Raw genomic sequence first — 16,935 nt, 5'->3', positions numbered from 1 at the left:
GCTAACCCTCCCCCAGCAGTGACTGGCCATTGAAATCGAAGGCGCTGCGACCCTCCTCGGCCAGCGCCAGCTCCTGCAATACCGTCAACGCCAGCTTGTTGCCCTTTTGCGAGGCCTGATAGAGCCACTGCTTGGCCTCGGCCATGTCGACCCGACCGTTGGCCCCCATCAGATGGAGCACCCCCACCTTGAGCATGGCGGGCACGTCCCCGTTGCGGGCCGCCCGCTCCATCCAGTGAAAGGCGATACGCAGATCCCGTGGCACCCCTACCCCGCGCAGATAGAGCTCCGCCAGCCGGTACTGGCCAAACGCATCCCCCGCCTCGGCGGACTGGCGATAGAGGCGGATGGCCTGCACCAGATCCTGTTCGCTCCCCTGCCCCAGCTCATGGCTCCATCCCATCAGGGCCTGCGCCCTGGGCTGGCCCTGCTCGGCCAGCGGCTGCCAGATACCGGTCGCCTGCTCGAAGTGACCCACCCGCCAGGCGCGGTTGGCCGCCGCCAGCTCCTGCTCGGTGGAGAGCGGGAGCTGACGCCAGGCGACCAGGGCAATGACGGCGATAAACAGCCAGCGGTAAGTGGTGGGGCTCATGATGATTTCCGTGATCCAGTTCGCATTTTGTCTATGTAAACGAAATGTAGCGACAGATCAAGCAGGAGATCCCGTTCTTTGACCGAGTGAAATAAGGGAAGAGTGGCCGGACTTGATGTTTGGCACTATCCCGAGCAAAATAACTGTATGTATAAACAGTATCCGGTGTGACGAGATGGCAGGACGAGGCAGCACCCACAATATCGAGCACCGTTTCAGCGGCCCGCAGATCGATGTCGTCGACGATGGCTGGCAGGCCGTGGAATGGGAGGCGGCATTTCGTGCGTCCCAACCCCGAACCGAGGTGCGGGAGATCCAGGCCAAGAGCATCATCAGCCACAATCTCTCACCGGACGTCCCCTTCGGCCGCTCCATCAACCCCTATCAAGGGTGCGAACATGGCTGCATCTACTGCTACGCCAGACCCAGCCACGCCTATCTGGAGCTCTCCCCCGGCCTGGATTTCGAGACCCGGCTGTTTGCCAAGGTGAACGCCGCCGCGCTGCTGCGCCGGGAGTTTGCCAAACCAACCTATCAGCCGCAGACCATAGTGCTCGGGGCCAATACCGATCCCTACCAACCCATAGAGCACCACTATCGCCTCACCCGCGAGCTGCTGGAGGTGATGCTGGCTCATCGCCATCCGGTGGGGATCATCACCAAGAGCGCCATGATATTGCGCGATCTCGATCTGCTGGCCGAGCTGGCCCGGGAGGGGCTCTGCCAGGTGATGGTGTCGGTCACCACCCTGAACGAGACACTGAGGCGACAGCTGGAACCCCGCGCCAGCACGGGAGCGGGTCGGCTCAAGGTCATCGAGAAGCTGGCACAGGCCGGGATACCTGTGGGAGTGCTGGCGGCCCCCATGATCCCGCGGCTCAACGAGCCCGAGCTGGAGCAGATCATCAAGGGCGCCGTGGAGGCAGGCGCCGGCTGCGCCGACTATATCCTGCTGAGACTGCCCCACGAGCTGACCACCCTATTTTGCGACTGGCTGGAAGAGCACTACCCCGGCCAGAAGGAGGCCATCCTGAACCAGTTGCGGGCAAGCAGAGGGGGGGCGCTCAACAGCCCCGCCTTCGGGACTCGTATGCGCGGAGAGGGGCAATTCGCCGACTTGCTCGCCCAGCGCTTTCGGCTCATCAGCAAGCGGCTACAACTGGGCAAGCACCATATCGCGCTCAACACCTCTGCCTTCATTCGCCCCAACGAGCAGCTGCGCCTGTTCTGATGACTGCGGTTATCGCAGCTCAGCCCCTGGGCCTTGGCGGATGAGGGCGCACCGGCTTGCCCTGTGCGATCAGCTCCGCCGGCAGGCGCGAGGGCTCATAAGCCACCTCCTCCTGCTCGTCATGTGACATTGCCCTGGTATCCTCTCCCCACATCCGGCTCCACCAGATTTCCCACATGATCCAACTGGTCATACCCTGCTCCTTCTGGATGATATTGCCAACGCCGGGCTCGGACATGATCGTGCCCTTGTCCCACCTGAACAGCCGCAGTCTGTCCCCCCGGGATGACAACCAGATGACGTCGGGATGAAGGATTGGATGAGCAAGAGAGCCCGTATCGGGAAAATCCGGCGCTAGCACAGGAGATGAACGTCGGCAGTATCGGGTAGTCCAGCGCGGAGGGACGACATCAAGGCAGGAAAAACAAAAAGAGCGACCCGGGGGCCGCTCTTTTTTATCAAGGCAGGTAACGATTATTCGTCGTCAGCCACACCCTCTTCGCTGGAGCCTGCGTCGTCGGCAGCACCGGCGTCGATGGCGATGCCCTCGGTGACCAGGGCGTCGTTCTCTTCCTCGTCGCTCTCGGCGATGCGCTGCAGGCCGACGACTGTCTCGTCTTCACCGGTACGGATCAGACGGACACCGCCGGTGTTACGGCCAATGACGCTCACCTCGGCAACACGGGTTCGCACCAGGGTGCCGCCGTTGGTGATCAGCATGATCTGGTCGGTATCCTCGACCTGGATCGCATCGATCACCTTGCCGTTGCGCTCGTCCACCTTGATGGAGCGAACGCCCTGGGTACCACGGCTCTTGGTCGGGTACTCGTCCAGTGCGGTACGCTTGCCGTAACCGTTCTCGGTGGCGGTGAGGATGGCACCGACCCCGCGCGGCACGATGAGGGAGACCACCTTGTCACCGGCACCCAGCTTGATGCCGCGCACACCGGCGGCGGTACGACCCATGGGACGCACGCCCTTGAAGGTACCCTTGCTCTCGGTGCCTTCAGTGCTTTCGCCGTTGTCGCTGCCATCCTCGTCGTTGCCGGCGTCGTCGTCGGTCTCGACGTCATCGCTGGCATCCACATCGGCTGCATCGGCGCGGCCGCTACCTTCATTGAAGCGAACCACCTTGCCCGCATCGGAGAAGAGCATGATCTCGTTGCTGCCGTCGGTGATGTCCACCCCGATCAGCTCATCACCCTCTTTGAGGTTGATGGCACGAATACCGGAGGAGAGCGGACGGCTGAAGTCGGACAGGCTGGTCTTCTTCACGGTACCGTTGGCGGTAGCGAAGAAGACGTACTTCTCGGCATCATATTCCTTCACCGGCAGGATGGCGGTGATGCGCTCACCCTCTTCCAGCGGCAGCAGGTTGATGATGGGACGACCACGGGCGCCACGGGACGCTTCCGGCAGCTGATAGACCTTGAGCCAGTAGACCTTGCCACGGGTGGAGAAGCACAGAATGGTGTCGTGGGTGTTGGCCACCAGCAGACGCTCCACAAAGTCCTCTTCCTTGATCCGGGTGGCCGACTTGCCACGACCACCGCGGCGCTGGGCCTCGTAGTCGGAGAGCGGCTGATACTTCACATAGCCCTGGTGAGACAGGGTGACTACCACGTCTTCCGGGGTGATCAGATCTTCGATGTTGATCTCGGCACTGGACATGCTGATCTCGGTGCGACGCTCGTCGCCATACTGCTCGCGCACGGCCAGCAGTTCATCGCGGATCACTTCCATCAGCCGTTCCGGGCTTGCCAGGATGAACAGCAGCTCGGCAATGAGATCCAGAAGAGACTGGTACTCTTCCAGGATCTTCTCGTGCTCGAGGCCGGTCAGCTTGTGCAGACGCAGGTCAAGGATGGCCTGGGCCTGGATCTCGGTCAGGAAGTACTGCCCTTCACGGATCCCGAACTCCGGCTCCAGCCACTCCGGCCGTGCCGCGTCGTCGCCCGCTTTTTCCAGCATGGCGGCCACGTTGCCGAGTTCCCAGCCCTTGGCAACCAGGCCAGCTTTCGCATCCGCCGGGGTCGCACTGTGGCGAATGAGCTCGATGATGGGGTCTATGTTGGCCAGGGCCACCGCCAGACCTTCCAGGATGTGCGCCCGATCCCGCGCCTTGCGTAGCTCGAACACAGTCCTGCGGGTCACCACCTCACGGCGGTGCAGCAGGAAGGCATCCAGGATCTCTTTGAGGTTCATCACCTTGGGCTGGTTGTTATCGAGCGCCACCATGTTGATGCCGAACGTGGTCTGCATCTGGGTGTGCTTGTAGAGATTGTTCAGCACAATCTCGCCGGACTCGCCGCGCTTGATCTCGATAACGATGCGCATGCCGTCTTTATCAGACTCATCGCGCAGGGCACTGATGCCCTCGACCTTCTTCTCTTTGACCAGCTCGGCGATCTTCTCGATAAGCCGTGCCTTGTTCACCTGATAGGGGATCTCGTGAACGATGATGGTCTCGCGACTCGTCTTCTCGTCCACTTCCACCTCGGCCTTGGCCCGCACATAGACGGAGCCGCGACCGGTCCGGTAGGCCTGCACGATGCCGGAGCGCCCATTGATGATGCCGCCGGTGGGGAAATCCGGGCCGGTGACATAGGTCATCAGCTCGTCAATGGTGAGGGCGCCATTCTCGATCAACGCCAGACAGCCGTTGACTATCTCGGTGAGGTTGTGAGGAGGAATGTTGGTCGCCATGCCCACCGCGATACCGGAGGAGCCGTTGATCAACAGGGTGGGTACCTTGGTGGGCATGACAGCCGGGATCATCTCGGTGCCGTCGTAGTTCGGCACCCAGTCCACGGTCTCTTTGTCCAGATCGGCCAGCAACTCGTGGGAGATGCGCGCCATCCGCACTTCGGTGTAACGCATGGCCGCGGCGTTGTCGCCATCGACCGAACCGAAGTTGCCCTGACCATCGACCAGCATGTAACGCATGGAGAAATCCTGCGCCATCCGGACAATGGTGTCATACACGGCGATGTCGCCATGCGGGTGATATTTACCGATTACGTCACCGACCACACGGGCCGATTTCTTGTAGGGCTTGTTCCAGTCGTTCCCCAACTCGTTCATAGCAAACAGAACGCGGCGGTGAACCGGTTTCAAGCCATCACGCACATCCGGCAGAGCTCGTCCTACGATCACGCTCATGGCGTAATCCAGATAGGAACTCTTGAGCTCTTCTTCGATGTTGACCGGCGTGATCTCTCTGGCCAGATCGCTCATAGAAAGCCTTAATCCCTAATTAGTTGTTCTTTGGCTTAAACAGCGCGACATGGTAACACACTGAGCCAAATACCTTAAGCCACAAATCCGGGTAACACGTCGGGCTGGTGTGACCAAGTCCGTCCGTTATAATGCCCGCCAGGACAATAGATTGCGCGCGCCCTGCCCGCTGCGCGCCCTGCCACAGGATCATCGAAAAATGAATAGTGATGCCAATGTCGATCTGACAGAAATCGCCAAATTTGAAGCCATCGCCTCCCGCTGGTGGGACATGGAGGGCGAGTTCAAACCCCTGCATCAGATAAACCCGGTGCGCCTTGACTGGATCACCGACAAGAGCGGCGGCCTGTTTGGCAAACGCGTGCTCGACATCGGCTGCGGCGGCGGCATCCTCTCCGAGAGCATGGCCCGCCGGGGGGCTTGCGTGACCGGCATCGACATGGGCAAAGAGCCCCTAGGGGTTGCCCGCCTTCATGCCCTGGAGCAGGGTGTGGAGCTCGAATATCGCCAGATGACCGCCGAAGCTCATGCCGCCGAGGCCCCGGGCCAGTATGACGTGGTCACCTGCATGGAGATGCTGGAACACGTGCCGGATCCCGCCTCGGTACTGCGCGCCATCGCCACCCTGGTGCGACCGGGGGGCAAGGTGTTCGTATCTACCATCAATCGCAACCCGAAAGCCTACCTGATGATGATCCTGGGGGCCGAGTACCTGCTCAAAATGGTGCCCAAGGGTACCCACGACCACAAAAAGTTCATCACCCCTGCCGAGCTGTGTCGCATGGGGGAAGCCGCAGGCCTGCTGGTACGGGACATGAGCGGCGTTCACTACGCGCCGCTCTCCAACAGCTTCAAACTCGGCAAGAACGTCGACGTCAACTACATGGTGGCGTTCGCGCGCCCGGAGCAAGGCTGATGAGCAACGACAAGGCCCCCCTGCGCTGCGTGTTGTTCGATCTGGATGGCACCCTGCTCGACACGGCCCCTGATCTCGGCGCCGCCGTCAACCATGTGCTGGTGAGCGAAGGCTTTGCCCCCCTGCCCGAAGCCATCATCCGCCAGACCACCTCCCACGGGGCGCTCGGGTTGCTCAAGGCGGGCCTGGGGGAGGATCTGCTGGAAGAGTTGGGCGCCACGCGCCTGCGCACCGCCCTGCTCGACCATTACGCGGCCAACCTCTGTGTCGGCACCCGCCCCTATGAGGGGATGCTGGATCTCATCGAATGGCTCGATGAGAAGCAACTGCCCTGGGGCATCGTCACCAACAAGCCGGGCTTTCTCACGAAGCCGCTGCTGGCCGCCCTGCCCGAGCTTGCCAGCTGCGGCGTCACCGTCAGTGCCGATACCCTGCCGGTGCGCAAGCCAGACCCTGCCCCCATGTACTTTGCCTGCGAGCAACTGGGCGTCGACGCCACCCATTGCCTCTACGTGGGGGATCATGTGCGTGACATCGAGGCGGGACGCAACGCCGGCATGCGCACTGCGGTTGCGGGCTGGGGCTATCTGAGCGATGACGAGGATCCCGCCGACTGGGGCGCAGATCTGCAGTTTGACACCGTGCAGGCGTTGCACCACTGGCTGCGCTACGAGCTGACCTGAACACGGCACGGCATAGGTGGATCATCGGGGCAACTTTAACGCCATGGGGTGGCCAGATGAGCACGACGCTCACTCCTGGAGCCACGCTATGGTCATGACAGAGGGCGCTGATGTGCCCCCTTTTTCGAGGTGGTGACAACCGTGTGCCAACGGGGATCGGACAGCTTTTGACCCAGGCTGCACAAGGGATAACCAGGCTGAATTTGCTAGTAAAAACCCCCTCCTTTCGCAAGCAAAAAAAGTTATTTAAATTTTCCATGTTCGATCATCAGACTTGCATTTGCCGGATCGGACGGATGAAAACCCACTCACTGTGAGCAGTCACTAACTCGGGCCCGAACACCCACAATTTATCCACAGCTAATGCGTTATCCACAGATTGCAATACGGTGTCGACCTCACTATCTTGTAGTTCGAATTTAAAATAACACTATATCTTGTGATTCATGGCGCACTTCGCCCCCAGGCCACCATCGAGAATGGCGCCCTGGATGCGTGGCGCCATGGTTTTTCGGGAATCAACTAAAGGTCATCAGCCAATGAACTTGTTTGTGACGAAGCGTAACGGCCACAAAGAACCCATCGATCTGGATAAAATTCACCGTGTGCTCGACTGGGCCGCCGAGAAGCTCGACAACGTGTCGGTCTCCCAGGTGGAGCTCAAGTCCCACATCCAGTTCTATGACGGTATCCGTACCGCCGACATCCACGAAACCGTCATCAAGGCCGCTGCTGACCTGATCTCCGAACAGAGCCCGGATTACCAGTACATGGCCGCCCGTCTGGCCATCTTCCACCTGCGCAAGAAGGCGTACGGCCAGTTCGAGCCGCCCCACCTCTACCAGCACGTCGCCCGTCTGGTCGACATGGGCAAGTACGACAAGCACCTGCTGACCGACTATACCCAGGCCGAATTCGAGGAGCTTAACGGCTACCTGGATCACTGGCGTGACATGGACTTCTCCTACGCAGCGGTCAAGCAGCTGGAAGGCAAGTACCTGGTGCAGAACCGGGTCACCGGCGAAATTTACGAGAGCCCGCAGTTCCTCTACATCCTGGTGGCGGCCTGCCTCTTCTCCAAGTATCCGAAAGATACCCGTCTGGACTACATCAAGCGCTTCTACGATGCGGTCTCGACCTTCAAGATCTCGCTGCCTACCCCCATCATGAGCGGCGTGCGCACCCCGACCCGTCAGTTCAGCTCCTGCGTGCTGATCGAGTGCGATGACAGCCTGGACTCCATCAATGCCACCGCCAGCGCCATCGTCCGTTACGTCTCCCAGCGTGCCGGCATCGGCATCAACGCCGGTCGCATCCGGGGTCTCGGCAGCCCCATCCGTGGCGGCGAAGCCTTCCACACCGGCTGCATCCCCTTCTACAAATACTTCCAGACTGCCGTGAAGTGCTGCTCACAGGGCGGCGTGCGCGGCGGTGCCGCCACCCTGTTCTACCCGCTGTGGCACACCGAGGTGGAAAGCCTGCTGGTACTGAAGAACAACCGCGGCGTGGAAGAGAACCGGGTCCGTCACATGGACTACGGCGTGCAGATCAACAAGCTGATGTACCAGCGCCTCATCAAGGGCGGCGACATCACACTGTTCTCCCCGTCCGATGCCCCGGGTCTGTACGACGCCTTCTTCGCGGATCAGGACAAGTTCGAGCAGCTCTACGTCAAATACGAGCAGAATCCGAGCATTCGCAAGAAGACCCTCAAGGCGGTGGATCTCTTCTCCCTGATGATGCAAGAGCGCGCCGGCACCGGTCGCATCTACATCCAGAACGTGGATCACTGCAACACCCACAGCCCGTTCGATCCGAGCGTGGCGCCGGTGCGTCAGTCCAACCTCTGCCTCGAGATTGCGCTGCCCACCAAGCCGCTCAACAACGTGGATGACGAAGAGGGCGAGATCGCCCTGTGCACCCTGTCTGCCTTCAACCTCGGCGCCATCGAGAAGCTGGAAGACCTGGAAGAGATGGCGGATCTCGCCGTGCGCGCCCTGGATGCCCTGCTCGACTATCAGGACTACCCGCTCAAGGCTGCGATGAAGGGCAGCATGAACCGCCGCACCCTGGGGATCGGCGTCATCAACTACGCCTACTACCTGGCCAAGAACGGTGCCCGCTACTCCGACGGTTCCGGTCTGGCGCTGACGCACCGTACCTTCGAGGCGATCCAGTACTATCTGCTGAAGGCCTCCGTGCAGCTGGCCCGCGAGTTCGGCCCCTGCCCGGCCTTCAACGAGACCACCTACGCCCAGGGGATACTGCCCATCGATACCTATAAAAAGGATCTCGATGTGCTGTGCAACGAGCCGCTGCATCTGGACTGGGAAAGCCTGCGTGAAGAGATAAAGACCGTGGGTCTGCGCAACTCCACCCTGACCGCCCTGATGCCGAGCGAGACCTCCAGCCAGATCTCCAACGCTACCAACGGCATCGAGCCGCCGCGCGGCCTGGTGTCGGTCAAGGCTTCCAAGGACGGCATCCTCAAGCAGGTGGTGCCCGAGTATCACCGCCTGAAGGATCAGTACGAACTGCTGTGGAAACAGCCGAGCGTCGATGGCTACCTGCAGCTGGTCGGCATCATGCAGAAGTTTGTGGATCAGGCGATCTCCGCCAACACCAACTACGATCCGGCCCGTTTCGAAGGTAACAAGGTCCCGATGAAGCAGCTGCTCAAGGACTTGCTGACCGCCTACAAATACGGCCTCAAGACCCTCTACTATCACAACACCCGTGATGGTGCGGACGATGCCCAGACCGATCTGCAAGACGACGGTTGCGCTGGCGGGGCTTGTAAAATATAAGTCGCTGCACGATCTGATGAACCGGGCGGGAGCATGAAGCTCCCGCCCTCCTGTCTCCTCTCATTCAAGACATTCAAATCACCATGGCTTATTCAACGTTCTGCCAGACCCAAAACGACCAGCTCAAGGAGCCGATGTTCTTCGGCCAGTCGGTCAACGTGGCCCGTTATGATCAGCAAAAGCACGACATCTTCGAGCGGCTGATCGAGAAGCAACTCTCCTTCTTCTGGCGTCCGGAAGAGGTGGATGTGTCCCACGATCGCATCGACTATCAGGCCCTGCCACCCCACGAGCAGCACATCTTCATCTCCAACCTGAAGTACCAGACCCTGCTGGATTCCATCCAGGGTCGCAGCCCGAACGTGGCGCTGCTGCCACTGGTCTCCATCCCGGAGCTGGAGACCTGGATCGAGACCTGGGCCTTCTCCGAGACCATCCACTCTCGCTCCTACACCCACATCATCCGCAACATCGTCAACAACCCGGGCCAGGTGTTCGACGACATCGTGACCAACGAGCAGATCCTCAAGCGTGCCGGCTCCATCAGCCACTTCTACGACGATCTGATCGAGGCGACCGCGCTCTACCACCTGCACGGTGAAGGTACCCACCGCGTGGCGGGCCGCGAGGTCTCCATCAGCCTGCGCGAGCTGAAGAAGAAACTCTATCTGTGCCTGATGAGCGTCAATGCCCTGGAGGCGATCCGCTTCTACGTCAGCTTCGCCTGTTCGTTTGCCTTCGCCGAGCGCGAACTGATGGAAGGCAACGCCAAGATCATCAAGATGATCGCCCGCGATGAAGCCCTTCACCTGACCGGCACCCAGCACATGCTGAACCTGATGCGCAATGGCCTGGACGATCCCGAGATGGCCGAGATTGCCGCCGAGTGCGAGCAAGCCTGCTTCGACATCTTCAAGGAAGCAGCCGAGCAGGAGAAAGAGTGGGCCGAGTACCTGTTCCAGGATGGCTCCATGATCGGCCTGAACAAGGACATCCTCTGCCAGTACGTGGAGTACATCACCAACCTGCGCATGAGCGCGGTCGGCCTGCAACCCGCCTTCATTGGTGCCAAGCAAAACCCTATTCCCTGGATCAACACCTGGCTGTCCTCCGACAACGTGCAGGTGGCGCCCCAGGAAGTGGAGGTGAGCTCCTATCTGGTCGGCCAGATCGACAGCGAAGTGCACGCAGACGACCTGGGTGACTTCGAGCTGTGAGTGACGCCACCGGCACGCTGACCCCTGCCCCGCACGCGGTCCCCGCGCAGAGCGAAGCAGGCTCGCCACGGGTGCATACCCAGGATGGCGTGCTGCACGCCCATCCCGGCGAGAGCGTGCTGGAGACTCTGGAGCGCCACGGTCATCACGTGGAGTTCCAGTGCCGCAGCGGCTATTGCGGCGCTTGCCGCACGCCCTTGCTGGCAGGCTCGGTGCACTACGCCGCCGTGCCGCTGGCGTTTGTCTCCCAGGGGGAATGCCTGCCCTGCTGCTGCCAGCCGGTGGGTGCCATCCGGCTGGACATCCAGAAGGGTTGACGCCACTACGGGCTGGCAAATCACAGCCAATAAAAAGCCGCCGGAGCAAATCCGGCGGCTTTTTTGCTTCTTGAACTTCTCTTAAGGGCGCCCTGTGCAGACGCCCGAACCATCAAAGGATCACAGCCAGGGGGCGGCGGTCGGCCCGTGGTGCAGGCCCAGCTTCCAGACCCGGCCAAAGTGCTTGTAGTGACCCGCGGCCACACCGGCCTTCTCCCCCATGCCGTGGTAGAGATCCAGGTGTCCTCTCTTCACCGCGCCGCCCACATCCAATGCGATCAAGAGCCGCAACTGGTGTTTGCCGGTCCAGTTGCCGGCTTTGTCCAGCAGCGGCACCTCCGCCAGGATGGGAGTGCCCATCGGCAGCAATGTCTTGTCGGCCGCCACCGCCGCCAGCGGCAGCAACGGAATGCCAGCGGCGCCAATCACGTCATTGGTGGGGCGACGCTCGAAGAAGACATAAGACGGGTTCTGCTCTACCAACTCCTTGACACTTTCCTCCGGCTTGCTGTTGGCCCACTCCTTGATGGCCTTCATGGACATCTGCTCCTTGGGCACCTCTCCCCGGTCGATCAGCACCCGGCCGATACTCACGTAGCCGTGGCCGTTCTTGCCGCTGTAACCCAGGTATTGCAGCCGGTCGTCATCCCCGTAGTGCACGAAGCCTGAACCCTGCACGTCCATCAGGAAGTTGTCGATAAGAGACTTGCTGTAACCCAGCTCCAGCCCCCGGTTGGCCAGCGCTCCCTGGTGGATCTCGGCACGGCTCGGGCAACGGCCACCGCACTTGGGCATGGCATAGATGGGGTACTTGTACTTGGCATCCGGGCGGTGGCGCACTTCCAGCACCGGCGAGTAGTAGCCGGTAAAGAGCACGTTGCCCATGCGATCGGCGCCGCCGAGCTGGGCCAGGCTGATACCGTACTGGGTGATGTAGGCAGGATCACCGCCATTGGCCACCCAGCGGGAAAGCTGGCGATAGAGCTCACCATAACGACGGGTCATCTTGCCGGAGCGCTCCAGCACCAGCCGACTCTGGGGGCCGAACTTGCTGTAGTCGGCACGCTGGCGACTGTTGACGCGCTCCACCCGCACCAGATCCCCTGGCAGGGCACCATCCAGATACTGCTTGCCCAGATTCTCCGGCACCTCGCAGTTCAGAAAACATCCGGATCCCGCCTTCTTCTGGGGCACCTTGACCGGTTCAGGGTTGCCCGCACAACCGGCCAACCCGACCACGGCGGCGGCCAGCCAGTACGCATGTTTATTCATATGTCCTCATATAACACCGAGCGTCTTGCACGGCGGGGAAGATGCCAAATTTGCCGGGGGAAAGCAAACGCCATCCACCCCCGGACGCCCTATTTCTCCAAAGGGGATCTTCTGGGTTATAACAAGGTGACAAGATGTGAGAGGGCGTGGATGGAACAGCTCGAAATCTTCCCCCTGACGAGCCCCTGCGTCGGGATCTGCGAAGTGAACAACAAGGGATATTGCAAGGGGTGCCTGCGCAGTCGGGAAGAGCGCTTCAACTGGCTCACCATGACCCCGGCCCAGCAGCAGGAGGTGATGCGCCTGTGCCGCAACCGCAAGGCACGGGTCGAGGCCGCCCGCCGCAAAGCGCAAGAGTCAGCCCAGACCAATCTGCCGGGACAGACGGAGCTGGACCTTAATGTCTATCAGGATGAACAAGGCGCCGTTATTTAACCATGCTTGGTGTTTCCTTGTTTGAGGGTTACTGCAGCATGGATGACAAACAAGATCTCGGCGTTGGTGGGGATGGGCTCATGACCACCAGCTGGGTCGACACTGGAGATGAAAGCCTGCACTGGCATGTCCAAGTACTGAATCCTACCCTCGATTCAGATGTTTGCAGCAAAGGGGGAGTTGACAGTTCGAGCATGGCCATTCATGGAGATGGGTCTAGATGATCGTGGTGGAAAAGCTGTGCTCAGCTTCAGAAGCTATCGTCACACCAGCTTTACCCGTAATAGCAGTCTCTACGCAAAGCATTGTGCAATAACCGTTATTGCTCATGTCAGTCATGGCGATTGATCCTTCCTGCCAAGGCGTCCATACAACCACGCTGTCGTTATTGCTGTTTACTACCCGGGTGATGCGTGTGCCATCCCTGACTGTGACCATTGCCTCGGGTTGGTGATAAATACGATTTATGGCTTCACATAGCCTCAGTTCCCCCGGTTGTCGGGCCTCCTGGGGAACCAAAATGCCGGTGTAAAACTCACCCAAGCCGGTCACACTGACATTTTCTGGTGCACTAATACGCAAATAGGAATGTAAAGCCGCATTATAGATGATCGGTGTATCACTCGTATTTCGTGTGGTCAGTACTAGTGAAAGCACCTTACCAACCATCACTTCTAACTCCAGCTTGAAAGAATGAGGCCAGAGGGCGTGGGTGGCTCCACTATCACACATCGAAAGCTGTATAAAAGTGCCATCATCACAATCGCAAACACCATCCAGTGTCCACAGGGTGGTTCGGGCGAAGCCGTGAGGGGGCTTGTCACTACCTACTCGGACAGGAGGTTGGCCAAACCAGGGCCAGCAAACTGGAATTCCCCCCCGGATAGGCTTTGTTCCATCCAGCACGGCTTTATCACTCAACCAGATGGATGCTGGTTCATCATGACGCTGGTAGCTCAATAAATGGGCGCCGAACAAGCTGACCTTGGCTTTGGCAAAGGTATTATCAATAGTGAGTAGAGGTAATCCATTCACCTCGTGGCTGAGAGAACAGTGGCTGGTTAGAGAGCGCATAACTTGCATGAAAACTCCTGTGTAAAGCTATTAAAAGACATTGCATAACGAACAAGGTGAGACCAGAAACTGAATGACCACTACATAGCGGCTTATTCAAATTCAAGGTGTGGCGCCCAATTCAGCATTGGGCACCATTGCCCCCTCTCATCGATTGACGAGTCAGCTCAAGAATCACACTTGTGCTTACCACCACACTTCAGCCTGCGCCCCCACAGTCCAGGTATCGTCTTGCGGCTCGCCGTCGGCGTCGGATCTGAACGCATCGTCCTGCTGCAGATAACTCACGAAGACCCGGATCTCGGGGCGGGCAAACCAGTCTTGCTTGGGTGCCCAGGCCTGAGCCAGGGTGAACTTGGTGCCATCTTCCTCTTCCTTGCCGTGACCCCGCTCGGTCCAACTGTCCTTGAAGTAGCCCACCTCCAGATAAGTCTTCATATGCTGATCCCAGTTGTAGGAGGGGCGCAGCACGGTCGAGAATACCTCGCGGGAGTCGTAGTCGGTGGTGAGCCGGCTGGCGTTGTCAAAGTCGCTGAAGTCGTTGGACTGGGCATAGGCGACCTGGTGACCCAGCTCGAAATCCCCACCCAGCTTGATGGCACCGTGGTTGATAAATCGGAAGCCATTGCCACCACCGGAGCTCAGATCCAGACCGCTACCGCTGCCGCTGCCATAGCTGGTCGCCTGCCCGGTCAGGCCATCCCCGAAGAACTGGATGGCCGTCTTGTTCACCCCTCCCATCACATTCCAGACGATCTGCGCCGTCAGCATCTGGCCATCGGCCGCATCCTGCAGATCATTTTTTTGCTCATCGGATGGATTGACATGAGCAAAGTTGTACCCCAGCTCCAACGCAGCATCCTGCCACAGGGGAATGCCCGCATAGCGGATATCAAAGGTGTTGACATTGACATGCTCCTCCCCGGATCCATCGCCATTGCTGTCCAGCTCATCCCAGGGATCGTTGCGGATGATGGCTAGCGACAGCTTGCCCACGCCGGCGTCTATCTGCTCGACGCCAACTCCAGCGCCGGAGATGTCCCAGTAGGCGAAGTCGGTCAGGTGTACATCGTGGATCTGGTAGTAACGTTTACCGGCCCAGAACGTCTCGTTTCGCCCAAACAGGTTCGTGGCCTTGACGTTCGCCTGGCGCAGCGCGAATTCAGCGTCCTCTTCACTCACCGCCTCCCAGTCTCGCTCCTGACCCGAAGACATAGTCAGCATGGTGTCAAAGGAGAAAGTTTTGCCATCCTGGTTGTAGACCTCATCGCCAAGGCTCATTTCTGCGTAGGTATCGGCCTCGTTACCGAGCCGACCGACCCGCTGCTTGTTCATGATCTGCATGTCACCGTTATCAGAGGTGCCGAGACCGGAACGTAGATAACCGTGGAAATTGAGCGCATAAACGGAGGATGAGCTCAGGCAGGTCGCAATAATGGCGGCAAGTTTCATATTTATTATTTTCATCGGGTACTCCAGAGGTAATAACAAGGGTAAGAACAGCACTAATAAAAAATTAAAAATCCGAAAAACATTCAACACATCTGCCGACGATGACTCACGGCATAATAAAAAAGATATAAATAACTCAATAAGGGGATGGTGAAACCATATATCAGCCCTGCAGCATCGGAAACCATGGCCTGCACGAAGGGGATTACCGCGCCCCCCAACCCGGCCATGATCAAGATCGCCGAGGCCATGGGTATCAGTTGTTTGTCGATATTATTTATCACCATCGAATAAACCACTGGATAAATGATGGAGTTGGTGAGCCCGATCAGCAGGAATAAATAAGCGCTGGTCTGATTGCCAAATAACATGGCCAGCGCGATCAGTACCATAGGACTGGAGGTACAGATCATCAGCAGCCGGCTGATATTCAGCCGATGCGACCAGAGTCCATAAACAAGGCGACCCAGCATGGCGCCGGCCCAATAGAGCGCGATAAGCGACGCCGCTTCCTTGAGGGAGAGCTGGCCCAACGCGGGATCCGACATATAGACCACCGCATTGACGCCGATGGCGACTTCAGCCCCGACATAGCAGAAGATGGCCAACACGCTGAACACGAAGAAGGGATCCCTGGCGAGCTTGCGGCCCTCAGCGTGAAGACTCGGTGCCCGGGTTTCGACATCCCTGACATCAGGCATCTTCACCAGACTGGCCATCAGGAACAGACCCGTGATAAAAAGCAGCAGTATCAGGTAGAGCAGGCTCAACCCCCCGCCCTGCTCCTGGGTGGATTGCTGATAGAAACCGCCGAGCAACAGGGCCGCCGACAGGGGTGCCACTACTGTACCCAGAGAGTTGATGGAGGAGGCCAAACTCAGCCTACCCGGCACCGACTCGGCACTTCCGAGGCTCGCGAGATAAGGGTTGGCCACCACCTGCATGGCAGACACGGCCAGCGCGATGCAGAGCACTCCGGCACACAAAATGGCGAAACTGTATATATTGACCGCCATGATGATAACCGCAGAGCCTAACATGGCCAGCCCGTAAGCATATTTTAATGCTTTCTTGTAGCCATGGCTTATCATTATAAGCCCCATCGGTAGGGAGGCAATGAAGGGTGCCATGAAAAATATAAGTGTGATGAGTCCGGAGCCCGTATTGCTTAATTCATAATATGATTTTACATAGGGCACAGAGACGGAAGTCAGTGCCGTCATCACTCCCCATATAAAAAAGGTGCCATTGAGCACATAGGCAGACGAGGAGGTACTCTGGTTCTTGTTCATTTAAATAGATATTCTCATGTTACATATTCAGGGCAAACGAAACGAAGGTAATGCCATTCGCCGCCCTTTTATTGCGTTATGTCGGTGTCGTCTCGCCGGTATATTCAGGGCGCAGCCTGTCACTCATCTTTATTAACCGATGAGAGTGGATCTTTATTTTTAGAGCCACCCACCCGGGTGGCTCATGGACAATAATGATTAATCAGGCATGACCACCATCCATATCCGGCACTGGCTTGACTAGCCGAGGATATAACTCACCAGCTGACCGGCCGATAGTTTGTCCGGCCGTGCCTCTGCCAGCTCATGACCCAGCAGGTTGGCCATGGCCTTGTAACTGTTCACCCAGATGGCATTGACAGGAAAAAGTGAGACGATCATCCCTTGATCCACTGTTGCCCCTTGCCTGA

At 58.9% G+C, this 16,935-nt stretch carries 14 protein-coding genes; 7 read left to right on the top strand and 7 right to left on the bottom strand.

Annotated features, from left to right (window positions below):
• Position 1: 1 nt before the first annotated feature.
• A complete protein-coding gene (locus tag PG898_RS16890) occupies positions 2 to 592 on the bottom strand; it encodes a tetratricopeptide repeat protein (protein WP_042648224.1) in 591 nt (196 codons plus the stop codon).
• A 175-nt stretch (positions 593 to 767) separates the two neighbouring features.
• Between PG898_RS16890 and PG898_RS16885 the strand changes: the two genes are divergently transcribed.
• Positions 768 to 1,823, top strand: coding sequence for a PA0069 family radical SAM protein (locus PG898_RS16885; RefSeq protein ID WP_270824626.1), 1,056 nt, complete (start codon positions 768 to 770; stop codon positions 1,821 to 1,823).
• A gap of 19 nt (positions 1,824 to 1,842) precedes the next feature.
• On the opposite strand, the gene PG898_RS16880 is transcribed toward PG898_RS16885, so the two are convergent.
• On the bottom strand, positions 1,843 to 2,016 hold the full coding sequence (locus tag PG898_RS16880) for a hypothetical protein (RefSeq protein ID WP_270824625.1): 174 nt from the start codon (positions 2,014 to 2,016) through the stop codon (positions 1,843 to 1,845).
• Between the two features lie 281 nt (positions 2,017 to 2,297).
• Positions 2,298 to 5,060: a DNA topoisomerase (ATP-hydrolyzing) subunit A gene (gene gyrA / locus PG898_RS16875; protein ID WP_270824624.1), complete on the bottom strand. Its 2,763-nt coding sequence runs from the start codon at positions 5,058 to 5,060 to the stop codon at positions 2,298 to 2,300.
• Positions 5,061 to 5,259: 199 nt separating this feature from the next.
• On the opposite strand from gyrA, the gene ubiG reads away from it, so the two are divergent.
• From ubiG to yfaE, 5 genes are all read left to right on the top strand, one after another.
• A complete protein-coding gene (gene ubiG / locus PG898_RS16870; RefSeq protein ID WP_270824623.1) occupies positions 5,260 to 5,976 on the top strand; it encodes a bifunctional 2-polyprenyl-6-hydroxyphenol methylase/3-demethylubiquinol 3-O-methyltransferase UbiG in 717 nt (238 codons plus the stop codon).
• Positions 5,976 to 6,659, top strand: coding sequence for an HAD family hydrolase (locus PG898_RS16865; RefSeq protein ID WP_270824622.1), 684 nt, complete (start codon positions 5,976 to 5,978; stop codon positions 6,657 to 6,659). Before ubiG ends, PG898_RS16865 begins: the two co-directional genes overlap by 1 nt.
• Before the next feature lie 539 nt (positions 6,660 to 7,198).
• Positions 7,199 to 9,466 (top strand): class 1a ribonucleoside-diphosphate reductase subunit alpha, encoded by a 2,268-nt coding sequence (gene nrdA / locus PG898_RS16860; protein WP_270824621.1) that lies wholly within the window; start codon positions 7,199 to 7,201, stop codon positions 9,464 to 9,466.
• Between the two features lie 83 nt (positions 9,467 to 9,549).
• Positions 9,550 to 10,683 (top strand): class Ia ribonucleoside-diphosphate reductase subunit beta, encoded by a 1,134-nt coding sequence (gene nrdB / locus PG898_RS16855; protein WP_042650156.1) that lies wholly within the window; start codon positions 9,550 to 9,552, stop codon positions 10,681 to 10,683.
• Entirely contained in the window at positions 10,680 to 11,000 is a 321-nt protein-coding gene (yfaE, locus tag PG898_RS16850) for a class I ribonucleotide reductase maintenance protein YfaE (protein ID WP_041205821.1), read from the top strand. The genes nrdB and yfaE overlap by 4 nt, the downstream gene beginning before the upstream one ends.
• 120 nt (positions 11,001 to 11,120) lie before the next feature.
• On the opposite strand, the gene mltA is transcribed toward yfaE, so the two are convergent.
• Positions 11,121 to 12,272: a murein transglycosylase A gene (gene mltA / locus PG898_RS16845; RefSeq protein WP_043131764.1), complete on the bottom strand. Its 1,152-nt coding sequence runs from the start codon at positions 12,270 to 12,272 to the stop codon at positions 11,121 to 11,123.
• Between the two features lie 150 nt (positions 12,273 to 12,422).
• Here mltA and PG898_RS16840 point away from each other — a divergent pair, with 150 nt between their 5' ends.
• Positions 12,423 to 12,707 (top strand): DUF1289 domain-containing protein, encoded by a 285-nt coding sequence (locus tag PG898_RS16840; RefSeq protein WP_270824620.1) that lies wholly within the window; start codon positions 12,423 to 12,425, stop codon positions 12,705 to 12,707.
• A gap of 216 nt (positions 12,708 to 12,923) precedes the next feature.
• Here PG898_RS16840 and PG898_RS16835 read toward each other — a convergent pair whose 3' ends face one another.
• The 3 genes from PG898_RS16835 to PG898_RS16825 form a co-directional block, all read right to left on the bottom strand.
• Positions 12,924 to 13,790: a D-hexose-6-phosphate mutarotase gene (locus PG898_RS16835; protein WP_270824619.1), complete on the bottom strand. Its 867-nt coding sequence runs from the start codon at positions 13,788 to 13,790 to the stop codon at positions 12,924 to 12,926.
• 177 nt (positions 13,791 to 13,967) lie between these two features.
• Complete coding sequence (gene lamB / locus PG898_RS16830; protein ID WP_270824618.1) at positions 13,968 to 15,248, bottom strand: maltoporin LamB; 1,281 nt, start codon at positions 15,246 to 15,248, stop codon at positions 13,968 to 13,970.
• A gap of 68 nt (positions 15,249 to 15,316) precedes the next feature.
• Complete coding sequence (locus PG898_RS16825; protein ID WP_270824617.1) at positions 15,317 to 16,525, bottom strand: MFS transporter; 1,209 nt, start codon at positions 16,523 to 16,525, stop codon at positions 15,317 to 15,319.
• Positions 16,526 to 16,935 lie beyond the last annotated feature (410 nt).

Source organism: Aeromonas sp. QDB31, from assembly GCF_027707605.1.
Classification (GTDB): domain Bacteria; phylum Pseudomonadota; class Gammaproteobacteria; order Enterobacterales; family Aeromonadaceae; genus Aeromonas; species Aeromonas media.
Note: the sequence above shows the minus strand (reverse complement) of the source record. Positions and strands in the feature narration are given on the sequence as shown.

Coding starts and splice junctions, on each gene's coding strand:
- nrdB (WP_042650156.1), top strand. CDS start 9,550: ATGGCTTATTCAACGTTCTGCCAGACCCAAAACGACCAGCTCAAGGAG.
- ubiG (WP_270824623.1), top strand. CDS start 5,260: ATGAATAGTGATGCCAATGTCGATCTGACAGAAATCGCCAAATTTGAA.
- PG898_RS16885 (WP_270824626.1), top strand. CDS start 768: ATGGCAGGACGAGGCAGCACCCACAATATCGAGCACCGTTTCAGCGGC.
- PG898_RS16825 (WP_270824617.1), bottom strand. CDS start 16,525: ATGAACAAGAACCAGAGTACCTCCTCGTCTGCCTATGTGCTCAATGGC.
- PG898_RS16840 (WP_270824620.1), top strand. CDS start 12,423: ATGGAACAGCTCGAAATCTTCCCCCTGACGAGCCCCTGCGTCGGGATC.
- gyrA (WP_270824624.1), bottom strand. CDS start 5,060: ATGAGCGATCTGGCCAGAGAGATCACGCCGGTCAACATCGAAGAAGAG.
- PG898_RS16835 (WP_270824619.1), bottom strand. CDS start 13,790: ATGCAAGTTATGCGCTCTCTAACCAGCCACTGTTCTCTCAGCCACGAG.
- PG898_RS16880 (WP_270824625.1), bottom strand. CDS start 2,016: ATGACCAGTTGGATCATGTGGGAAATCTGGTGGAGCCGGATGTGGGGA.
- mltA (WP_043131764.1), bottom strand. CDS start 12,272: ATGAATAAACATGCGTACTGGCTGGCCGCCGCCGTGGTCGGGTTGGCC.
- nrdA (WP_270824621.1), top strand. CDS start 7,199: ATGAACTTGTTTGTGACGAAGCGTAACGGCCACAAAGAACCCATCGAT.
- PG898_RS16865 (WP_270824622.1), top strand. CDS start 5,976: ATGAGCAACGACAAGGCCCCCCTGCGCTGCGTGTTGTTCGATCTGGAT.
- PG898_RS16890 (WP_042648224.1), bottom strand. CDS start 592: ATGAGCCCCACCACTTACCGCTGGCTGTTTATCGCCGTCATTGCCCTG.
- lamB (WP_270824618.1), bottom strand. CDS start 15,248: ATGAAAATAATAAATATGAAACTTGCCGCCATTATTGCGACCTGCCTG.